Origin of the sequence: Azospirillum griseum (assembly GCF_003966125.1) — a bacterium.
Taxonomy (GTDB): domain Bacteria; phylum Pseudomonadota; class Alphaproteobacteria; order Azospirillales; family Azospirillaceae; genus Azospirillum; species Azospirillum griseum.
On record NZ_RXMA01000031.1, the window covers coordinates 40,333 to 49,911 of the forward strand.

Annotated in this window: 8 protein-coding genes; 7 read left to right on the forward strand and 1 reads right to left on the reverse strand. The window is 63.1% G+C overall.

Annotation, left to right across the window (positions count from 1 at the left end; genetic code table 11):
* Nucleotides 1–172: 172 nt before the first annotated feature.
* From EJ903_RS22440 to EJ903_RS22455, 4 genes are all read left to right on the forward strand, one after another.
* Complete coding sequence (locus EJ903_RS22440) at nt 173–1,000, forward strand: IclR family transcriptional regulator (protein WP_126619666.1); 828 nt, start codon at nt 173–175, stop codon at nt 998–1,000.
* 220 nt (nt 1,001–1,220) lie between these two features.
* Nucleotides 1,221–2,822 (forward strand): ABC transporter substrate-binding protein, encoded by a 1,602-nt coding sequence (locus EJ903_RS22445; protein ID WP_126619668.1) that lies wholly within the window; start codon nt 1,221–1,223, stop codon nt 2,820–2,822.
* A gap of 65 nt (nt 2,823–2,887) precedes the next feature.
* On the forward strand, nt 2,888–4,177 hold the full coding sequence (locus EJ903_RS22450; protein ID WP_126619670.1) for an MFS transporter: 1,290 nt from the start codon (nt 2,888–2,890) through the stop codon (nt 4,175–4,177).
* A gap of 332 nt (nt 4,178–4,509) precedes the next feature.
* Entirely contained in the window at nt 4,510–5,700 is a 1,191-nt protein-coding gene (locus EJ903_RS22455) for a porin (RefSeq protein ID WP_126619672.1), read from the forward strand.
* A gap of 85 nt (nt 5,701–5,785) precedes the next feature.
* Here EJ903_RS22455 and EJ903_RS22460 read toward each other — a convergent pair whose 3' ends face one another.
* Entirely contained in the window at nt 5,786–6,700 is a 915-nt protein-coding gene (locus EJ903_RS22460) for a LysR family transcriptional regulator (RefSeq protein ID WP_126619674.1), read from the reverse strand.
* 184 nt (nt 6,701–6,884) lie between these two features.
* Between EJ903_RS22460 and EJ903_RS22465 the strand changes: the two genes are divergently transcribed.
* From EJ903_RS22465 to EJ903_RS22475, 3 genes are all read left to right on the forward strand, one after another.
* Nucleotides 6,885–8,123 (forward strand): alpha-hydroxy acid oxidase, encoded by a 1,239-nt coding sequence (locus EJ903_RS22465; protein ID WP_246015856.1) that lies wholly within the window; start codon nt 6,885–6,887, stop codon nt 8,121–8,123.
* A 95-nt stretch (nt 8,124–8,218) separates the two neighbouring features.
* Complete coding sequence (locus EJ903_RS22470) at nt 8,219–9,193, forward strand: ABC transporter substrate-binding protein (RefSeq protein ID WP_126619678.1); 975 nt, start codon at nt 8,219–8,221, stop codon at nt 9,191–9,193.
* Between the two features lie 19 nt (nt 9,194–9,212).
* The coding region (locus EJ903_RS22475; RefSeq protein WP_425455515.1) for an ABC transporter permease at nt 9,213–9,579 on the forward strand (367 nt) is incomplete at its 3' end.

Here is a 9,579-nt window from a genome sequence, read left to right on the forward strand (position 1 = left end):
CCGCAGCGGTGCGTTTGCTCAACGATTCAACAAACGGTTTGATGCGCTGGTCACTGACCTGTTGATAGGTCCATGCTAGGTCTGCTCTTCTTGACGGAAGTCCGTTTTACTGTCAACCATAAAAAACCATCGGTTCATTAGACGAACCAAATCCCGGAGTGAATGATCAGCCATGGCAAAGACTGTCGAGGAGTCGGAGGATGACACCGGCAAACAAGGGGCCTACACGGTCCAGGCGTTGGACAACGCCATTTCCCTGTTGATGCTGGTCGCCGACAACCCGGATTTGGGCCTTTCGGATCTGTCGCGAAAGCTCGGGGCCGGCAAGGCGCGGGTCTACCGCCAGCTCAAGACCCTGGAGGATCGGGGGCTGGTCAGTTGCAGCGAGCCTCACCGCACCTACCGGCTGGGCTACGCCGCCCTGCTGCTGGGGGCCAAGGCGTCGGCGCAGATCGATCTGGTGCAAAGCGCCAAACCCTTTCTGGACCGGCTCGGCAAAGCTTTGCAGGAAACCGTCCAGCTGCGCGTTCTGGATGGGCAGGAGTCGGTCTGTGTGGCCAACTGGGTGCCAGACCGCGATTTGCGCGTTCAAACACCGGTTGGCTCGCGCACCCCACTGTACGCCGGTTCGGGCAAGATTCTGCTGGCCTACATGCCCGAGGCGGAACAGGCTCACATCCTCTCGCTGCCTCGCAAACGCTTCACCGATGGCACGATGGTGGATGAGGGCGCGCTGAAGGCCATCTTGAGCCAGATCCGCCACGATGGTTACGGCGTGAGTCGGGGTGAAATGGAAGCCGCGCTGATTTCCGCCGCCGCTCCGATCTTTGGGCAAGGCAGCCGAATTGTCGGTGTTCTGGTCGTTGGTGCCCCTGCCACCCGGATGGACAATGAGCGGCTCCAGCACACCCTTGATCTTGTCTGTGCAGCGGCACGCGAGCTGACCGCCGTGATCGGTGGAAGCCCGCCATCGTCGGTTGTCCGTCCCGGCTCCTTCTGAGATTGACGCGCGATCGGTTTGTCTAACGAAACAATGGTTCATCTTGGTTGACAGAAGGCCCCTGCCCTCCCCACACTCACCACAGGACGGGGGAAGCGATTGCGACCGCGATGAGGCCGGGGCCTTGAGCCGCACACGCGCACAACCACCGCCCGACGAACGGCCAGCCCACAGGCAGGGAGGCACCCGTTCGCAGACCCTGAACCGCTGGGAGGCTTGGATGTACAAGATGGTCCTGACGCGCCGCGCTCTGTTTTCCGGTGCGGTGGGGGCGTTGACCGTTGCGCCGGGGCTTGGCTGGCCAAGGCTGGCCGCTGCCCAGGACACCGACCGGTTGCGGATCGGCATGGCGACACCGCCGACCACGCTCGATCCGCATTTCCAAAGCAACGCGCCGAACAACGCCATCGCCATGCACCTGTTCGACGCGCTCGTCACCAACGACGAAAACGCCCGCCCTACCCCGTGTCTGGCAACCTCCTGGCGCCCCCTGGATGACACGCATTGGGAGTTCGTCCTCCGCCCCGGCGTGACCTATTCAGACGGCACCCCCTTCACCCCGGCGGACGTCATCGCGTCGGTGGAGCGCGTCAACAGCCTGCAAAGCCCGGCCTCCTACCGGACCTACACCCGGACGATCAAGGCGATCACCACGCCGGATCCCGGTCGGATCATCATCGAAACCAAGGCCCCGGATCCCCTGCTGCCCGTGGCGATGGGGCGCATCCGGATCATCAGCGCCCAGCACAAGGACGCCCCCACCGCAAACTACAACGCCGGGCGCGCCGTGATCGGCACCGGCCCCTATCTGCTGAAAGAGTTCAGCCAGGGCAGCCATCTGATCCTGACGCGCAACGAGGGCTATTGGGGGCCAAAGCCGGAGTGGAAAGAGGTGCTGATCCGCCTGATCGGCGACGACGGCGCACGCACCGCCGGCCTGTTGTCGGGGGATCTCGATGTCATCGAGGAGGTTCCGTTCGAAGCGGTGGAGCGGGTGGCCAAGGACCAGCGGTTCCACATCATTCGCGGCCTGTCGAGCCGCATCGTCTATTTCGGCTTCGATCACGCCCGCGAGGTGACGCCCTTCGCCACCGACCTGGACGGCAAGCCGCTGCCCCGCAACCCGATGAAGGATCTCCGGGTCCGCCAGGCCCTGAGTCTGGCAATCAACCGCAAGGCCATCGTGGCGCAGGTCATGTCCGGCAACGCGGAGGTGGCCACGCAATATCTGCCAAAGGGCGCGCCCGGCACCTCGGCCACCCTGGAACCCATTCCCTATGACCCGGAACGGGCAAAGAAGCTGTTGGCCGAAGCGGGCTACCCGAACGGCTTCCGCCTGGTGATCCATGGCCCCAACGACCGTTACATCAACGACGCCAAGGTGGTGCAGGCCGTGGCCCAAATGTTGAGCCGGATCGGCGTGCAAACCAAGGTCGAGGTGATGCCCTGGTCGGTCTATTCGGGCAAGAGCAACAGCAACGAGTTCACCCTCAACCTCATGTCCTGGGGGGTGAACACCGGCGAAACCTCCAACCCGCTGATCGCGCTCAACGCCACATACGACAAGGAGCGTGGGAACGGTTCCAGCAACGGGGGGCGCTACTCAAACCCGGACCTCGACAAAAAGCTGCAGGTCGCAACCCAGACCATGAACGACGACACCCGCAACCGTCTGCTCGCCGAAGCCAGTGAGATGGTGTTCAACGACTGCGCCATCATGCCGCTCTATCACGAGGTCGTGCAGTTGGCCGCCCGCAAGACCGTCGGGTACCGCACCAGAAACGACCAATACACTCTGGCGATGGGCATTCGCAAAATCTGATCGCGCTCTTCTCGGCTCCCTCCTGACCTTCACGCCCCGCCGCACAGGGCGGGGCGTGCTTTGTCATGACCAGCGCGCCCTCGCTGCCACCCTCCGCAGGAGACATGATGGCACCGCCCAGCAACCCGGTGCGCCGCGCGTTCCGGAACCGGAACTATGCCCTCTACACCCTGGGGAACGGGGTGTCGCTGGTCGGCACCTGGGTGCAACGGATCGCCGTGGGCTGGCTGATGTGGCGGATGACCCAATCCGAAGGGTGGCTGGGTGCCATCGCTTTTGCGGATCTGTTCCCCACGGTTCTGGTCGGCCCCTTCGGCGGGGTTCTGGCCGACCGGCTCGATCGTTTGCGGTTGTTGAAGACAAGTCAGGTGTTGATGCTGGTGCAATCCGTTGCGCTGTTCCTGCTGACCGTCGCCGATGGCATCACCCCCGTGTCGCTGTTTGTGCTGACCGCCATCGGCGGTGTCTTCAACGCCTTGAACCAACCCGCGCGCCTGGCGTTGATTTCCCGTCTGGTGGACCGCGACACGATGGCTGCGGCGGTGGCCATTAACGCCACCGTGTTCAACATCGCCCGCTTCCTTGGGCCGGCCCTGGCCGGGATCATCATCGTGGTCAGCGATGTGGCACCAGCCTTTGCCATCAACGCCACCAGCTTTGTCGTCTATCTTGCCATCCTGGCGCGGTTCCGGTTGCCGCCACAACCACCCTCCTTGCCGCGATCCCCCCGGATCCTGGCCGAAATCGGCGAAGGCATCCTCTACGCCGCTCGCCATCCGGGGATGGGGCCGCTGTTCCATTTGCTGATGGTCGGCTGCATCGCCGCCCGCCCAGTGGCTGAATTGCTGCCCGGTTTTGCCGATCGCGTGTTCCACGCGGGAGCAACCGGGTTGGCCATGATGACCGCAGCGGTTGGTGTCGGTGCGGTCGCGGGGGGGATCTGGATGGCCGGGCGGGCGAGGCCCGAGGGGTTGATCGACCTCGTCTTTGCCGGAACCACGGTGATGGGGATTTCCATCATTCTGTTCGCGCTGGCGGACCGCCTTGTGGTTGCGCTCTGCACGCTGGTTGTGGCGGGCGCTGCGATGGTGGTGAGCAGCATTGGCACCCAGACCTTGATCCAGCTTTCGGTCGAACCCAACGTGCGCGGCCGGGTTCTCAGCCTGTATGGCCTGATCTATCGCGGCGGCCCGGCCTTGGGTGCCCTCGTCGCCGGACTCGTGGCCGAACACACGGAATTGACATGGCCGATCATGGTTGGTGCCGGGGTGTCCACCGCTTGCGGCCTGTGGCTTTGGCGGCGGCGACGCATCATGGTCCGATCACTGGTGCCACCCCGCCACAGTCTGGATTGACGATGGATCGCCACGGCGGTCGGCGGAATCCCCACCAAGATCGGTTCGACTGATAAACCGTTGGTTTGTTTTGTTGACAGGGGGACCTGCTCCCCGTATCAGGGCGATCAAGACGATGAGAGAAAACCTCAAACAGTCTGATCATCATTACAAAAATTGATCTCTGAAATCAGAAATGATCAGGATGAAATTCCTGCATTCCTAAGTATTGCTCAAACAAAACTCGTCCTAAGCGCGCATCAGTCACCGCAACAAAACATTATTTTGGCAATTTCCCTGGATTGGGATCGTCGCCGCTGTCCCAACACAAAAAATTAAGGAGATGGTAAACCATGAAACATGCATCATGGGGAAAAATCGCGACCGGCGTGGCCATTGCGGCCAGCCTGGAGTGCGGCAGCGCCAGCGCTCAGAAATTCGACTTGAAGATCAGCGGCGATGTGTACAGCGAATTCGCCTTTGTCTCTTCGGATAAGGATTCCGGTCTGCGCGCAACGGAAATGACCAACCGGTTCCGTTTGGTCTTCCAACCGATCGCCAAAGCCGACAACGGTCTTGAATACGGGGCGCGGTTGCGCATCCGTGCGGCCGCAGCGGATCGAACCATCGACAACGATCGAGCCTTTTTGTTTGCCAACGGATCGTTCGGCACGATCCAGGCGGGCTTGAACAGTGGTTTGGGGGGCGCAACGCTGCTCTACTATCAGGCACCGCTCGACTATCAGCTTCTGACGCTGACCGACGACGCCATCAGCTTCATTTCTGCGCAAACCGTGACCGGCAACGTGGTGCGGGGGGCGGACACGGCATCGGCGCTGACCTTCAACACCTTGACGGCACGCTACCCGTCGCCCAACGGCACCACGACCAAACTGACCTACTATTCCCCCAGCTTCTCCGGGGTCCAGGCCGCCTTCACCTACACCCCGCGTTCCGACAGTTCCAACACCGACGTGAACCGCGTCAAAACGGTGGACGCAGGCCCCACCGCCGCGCAGCGTGTCTTCATGGACATCGTGGAATCCGCGCTGATCTATGATGGCAAGTGGGACAACTGGTATGTGAAGGCCAACGCCCACATGGCGTTCGGGCGGCCAGCCGACAGCAGCACCAACCCGGCCGGCTTCAAACCCCTGCGCGTTTGGGAAATGGGTGGTCAGGTTGGCTATGGCCCCTGGTCGGTTGGCGGTGGCTATCTGAGTTCCGGGGAGAGCGGCCAGTCAAAGGCGTCGGCAGCGCGCCGTGCCAATGGCAGTGTCTGGCACGCCGCCGCGCAATACAGCGCGGCCCCATGGACGGTTGGCTTCGGGTATCAGCGCGGCGTCGATGCGGGCAGCCTCGCCGTGGCGGGCAGCCGGAAACTGGATCTGTATGACGTGGGCTTCATGTACCAGATCGCCCCGGGCCTGCGGGCCGGTGCCCAATACAACTACTACAAAGCGGTGTCTGACCAGACAACACGCACGCTGGATCGCAACGACAAAGGGTCAGTCGTCATGATCCGCTCCGCTCTGACCTTCTGATCGCGCGCCTACGTCCGCGTCGTTCCCTCGGTTCCTGGCAAAGTCTGGCGGTGGGCGTGGCTTTGGCGCCCGCCGTCTCTTTGCGTCAGCGCTTGGCCACACGCTCGTCCGTTGACGGCCGCTCGAACCGGACCTCCGCCTGCACCAGTTCCCGCATCGCGTCAAGAATGGCGCGGTAGTCGTCGCTGCGCCAGTGAAAGAAATAGGCCAGGCTCGACAATTCGGGTTCACTGCGCAGCCGCCGCAACCGTTGCGAACCGACAAAGCCGTCAGCCCAGCCGCGCGGCAGCAACCCAAAGCCAAGCCCTTCACGGATCAGTCCGGCAACCGCCTCCCAATGGTTGCAGACGATCCGCTCACCAGGCACAACACCGCGTTCGCGCAGCCAGTCGTGCAGCAAACGGGTCGCTCCCGACCCTGCGGGAAGACAGACCAGCGGCATCGTTTCAAACAGGCGCTGGTCCACCTCCTGGACATCCGGCGCGGCCTCCGTCGCCGCGTACCATGTGAACCCCGCCTCGCCGATCCAGCGCGAGGAAATCGCGCTGTTGGAAGAGCGCCCCGCAACCACGGCGAAATCCAACTCCCCATCCACCAGCCGCTGCTCCAGCAATTGGCCGATCCCGATGAACAGCTCGACCGTCAGCCGGGGGTGATGCGTCTTGATGCTGCGCACCAGATGTGGAAGCCAGGTCAGGGCGGTCAGTTCGCCGACACCGATCCGGCAGGTTCCCTCCAGATCCAGGGCTTGGCGCATATCGCTCCTGAGCTTCTCCGCTGCGGTGAGCAATTCCCGCGCCCTGGGGACCAGAACGGTTCCGGCATCGGTCAGGACCGCACGGTTCCGGCTGCGGTCGAACAACTCCTGGCCCAACGACGCCTCAAGCTCTGCAATGCGTTTGGACAGCGACGACACCGAGAGGTGCACCTTGCGCGCCGCCATCGCAAAGCTGGTGCAGGTGGCCGCCCAATAGAACGCTTCGAGCTGTTTCAACGTCATCGTCTTCCCAACCTCCCCTGCATGGTCCACCGTCGCCCCAATGTTCGATTTAAGCGAACATATGAGCCGAAGTAAATTCGCTATACCGAAAAATTGGAACCGCCAATAATGGGCGCATCGACCCATTCATGGTATCCCACCCATGCCCGACGCAGCCCCCCGGACCGGCAGATCGCACACGCGCATGCTGGCCTTGAACGATTTTGAAATCGCCGCGAAACGCCTGCTCCCCCGCACGATTTTCGGCTATGTCTCCGGCGGTGTGGAGGACAACCAGTCGCTTCGCGACAACCGGGCGGCCTTTGCCGAACACGGTCTGGTTCCCCGCGTCCTGGTTGATGTGTCGCAGCGCAGCCAATCGGTCACGCTGTTTGGCCGGACCTATGACAGCCCTTTCGGGATCGCGCCCATGGGATTGTCGGCGCTGTCGGCCTATCGCGGTGACATCGCCATGGCCTGCGCCGCCCGCGCCACCAACGTCCCGATGATCCTCAGCGGCTCTTCCCTGATCCCGCTTGAGGATGTCATCAGGGCGGCTCCGGAAACCTGGTTCCAGGCCTACCTGCCCGGCAACGCGGAACGGATCGACGCCCTGCTCGACCGGGTTGGCGCCGCCGGGGTCCGCACGCTGGTGCTGACCGTCGATATCCCGGTCTATGGCAACCGCGAGAACAACATTCGCAACGGCTTCTCAACACCGCTGCGCCCCAGCCTGCGGTTGGCCTGGGATGGGGTCACGCATCCGCGCTGGCTCCTCGGCACCTTTCTGCACACGCTGGTGCGCCATGGCATGCCGCATTTTGAGAATTCCTTTGCGGAGCGTGGCGCGCCGGTGCTGTCACCCAATGTGTTGCGCGACTTCACAGGACGCGATCACCTGAACTGGCGGCACGTCGATCAGATTCGCCGCCGCTGGAAAGGGGAGTTGATTCTCAAGGGCGTGCTGAACGTCGCCGACGCGCGGATGGCGCGCGAGCATGGTGCCGATGGCGTCATCGTCTCCAACCATGGGGGGCGACAGCTGGATGGCGCGCTGTCGCCGCTGCGGGTCTTGCCGGACATCGTGTCAGCGCTCGGCGCGTATCCCGTCATGATGGATGGTGGCATCCGCCGAGGCACCGATGTCGTCAAGGCGTTGGCGCTGGGGGCAACGTTCGTCTTTGTCGGTCGTCCCTTCGCCTATGCGGCGGCCATCGGTGGCCAGGCGGGTGTGGAGCACGCCATCCGCCTGCTGCGCGAGGAGGTTGATCGCGACATGGCGCTGCTCGGCGTCAGCGGCTGTGGCGAGCTGGGACCTGAACTGCTGTTCCGCGCCACCCCTGGTGCCATCCACCCGGCGACGCCACCGGTTTCCGACACGTCCATGCCCGCGCGCATCAACGGGTCGACCGCCTGCCTTGCGGCCACCTCGGCCCCTGTGTAGCGGACGAACGACGCTCCAACAGCAACCGCATCATCGCATCAACCGCCCGAACCGGGCGGCATGAAGAAGCATTTCCGAGTTACAGGGAGAGAATCATGGTCAAAAACAGACTGTTGACCGTTGCTGTCGCAGCGGCGGTTGTCACGTCATCCCCCGTGGCGGCGGCGGATTTGGTCCGCTTGGGCAATCTCAAATTCGCGCATTTCGGGGCCATCGCCTACATGAAGGAAATTGCCCCGAAATATGACCTGCGGATCGACGAACGCCTGTTCGCAAAGGGCATCGACATCCTGCCGGCCATTGTCGCGGGCGAGATCGACATGGCGGCGAGCGGGGCGGACGCCGCCGTGGCCGGTCGCGCTTCGGGCGTGCCAATCTATGCGGTGGCCGGGTTCGCAAAAGGCGGTGCCCGCATCGTCGCCCGCCCGGACGCCGGGATCAAAAGCATCGCCGACCTGAAGGGCAAGAAGGTCGGTGTGGCCCGTGGTGGGGCGCAGGAGTTGTTGCTGCTGGCCGAACTGGCCAAGCATGGCTTGAGCTGGTCTGATCGGACGGGAAAGGACGTGCAGATCATCTACATGGCCTTTCCCGATCTCAACCAGGCGATCGCGGCGGGCAGCATCGACGCGATGTCCCAGTCCGAGCCGCAGTCAAGTCAGGCGATCAACAAGGGGTTCGGTGTCGAGGTGATCAAGCCCTACGACACCGAACTCGGTTCGCCGGTGCGAACCCTGGTGCTCACCGAAAGCCTCTACAAGACCAGGCCCGACGTGGCGGAGCGGGTGCTGCGATGCTTCGTCGAGGCAACCGCAACCTTCATCGCCAATCCCGATCTGGCGCAAGCCTATGTCGTTGACAAGATATTCAAGGGGCAAATCACCAAACAGGATTACCAGGACGCCATCGGCAATTCGGAATTCACGTATGATTTGACGGTGGAACACATCCAAATCACCACGGATCTGATGCAGAAATACGGTGTCGGTCGGATGGAAAAGCCACCCAAGGCCGAGGAGTGGGTCAAGCTTGACCTTCTGGCCAAAGCCAAAGCCGCGCTCCACGTCAACTGAACATCCGGAACCCGCGACCATGGCCAACCTCTCGTCACGTCCATTGACACCCTTCACCATTCTTCGTGGCGCGGTGGTCCCGCTCCTCTTCGTCGCCTTCTGGCAGGCGCTGTCCTCCTCCGGCCTGATCAACCCGGTGGTGCTGCCCTCCCCGGTGGCGGTGGTGGTGCGCTGGTGGGCCTATCTGCTGCCATCCGAAGCCTATGATCCGGCGCAATCGGGCTGGTTCCTGTGGGCGCTGTCGGGCGAGATGCTGACCGACGCCTGGTCCAGCCTCTACCGCGTCGTGCTGGGATTTGCCGTCGGGGCCGGGCTGGCCCTGCCGCTGGGGCTGGTGATGGGAACCAGCGAGCGCGCCTATGGGCTGATGGACCCGCTGTTGCAGG

Coding starts and splice junctions, on each gene's coding strand:
- EJ903_RS22440 (WP_126619666.1), top strand. CDS start 173: ATGGCAAAGACTGTCGAGGAGTCGGAGGATGACACCGGCAAACAAGGG.
- EJ903_RS22445 (WP_126619668.1), top strand. CDS start 1,221: ATGTACAAGATGGTCCTGACGCGCCGCGCTCTGTTTTCCGGTGCGGTG.
- EJ903_RS22450 (WP_126619670.1), top strand. CDS start 2,888: ATGACCAGCGCGCCCTCGCTGCCACCCTCCGCAGGAGACATGATGGCA.
- EJ903_RS22455 (WP_126619672.1), top strand. CDS start 4,510: ATGAAACATGCATCATGGGGAAAAATCGCGACCGGCGTGGCCATTGCG.
- EJ903_RS22460 (WP_126619674.1), bottom strand. CDS start 6,700: ATGACGTTGAAACAGCTCGAAGCGTTCTATTGGGCGGCCACCTGCACC.
- EJ903_RS22465 (WP_246015856.1), top strand. CDS start 6,885: ATGCTGGCCTTGAACGATTTTGAAATCGCCGCGAAACGCCTGCTCCCC.
- EJ903_RS22470 (WP_126619678.1), top strand. CDS start 8,219: ATGGTCAAAAACAGACTGTTGACCGTTGCTGTCGCAGCGGCGGTTGTC.